The sequence below is a fragment of the Staphylococcus sp. HMSC34G04 genome, from assembly GCF_001838765.1.
In the GTDB taxonomy this organism is placed as follows: Bacteria; Bacillota; Bacilli; order Staphylococcales; family Staphylococcaceae; genus Staphylococcus; species Staphylococcus epidermidis.
In genome coordinates this window covers 11,333-11,594 of sequence record NZ_KV838754.1, presented here as the reverse complement: position 1 = coordinate 11,594, position 262 = coordinate 11,333, and the positions used below count along the sequence as shown (strand labels likewise).

Genomic DNA, 262 nt, shown 5'->3' with positions numbered 1-262 from the left:
AAAAAGCTTTCAGAACCAAAAACAAAAACCATATACAGTCAAAGAAAAATGGATGTGGTTCCTGTTTTTTGATTTATGAAGACTATTTTTGGTTTCACTCGAATGTCCGTTCGAGGGATAAATAAAGCCAAAAGAGAACTAGGATTTGTGCTAATGGCACTTAATATAAGAAAAGTAATAGCTTAACGAGCTAAAAGTGATCAAAAAATTTATAATAAAGACAATTTCTGTATTATTTCAATAGAAATTGTCTTTATTTACT

The 262-nt window shown here is 28.6% G+C and carries 1 pseudogene; it reads left to right on the top strand.

Features of this window, described 5'->3' with window-relative positions:
• Positions 1-262: pseudogene (locus HMPREF3241_RS13300) on the top strand (transposase); the annotation flags it as partial.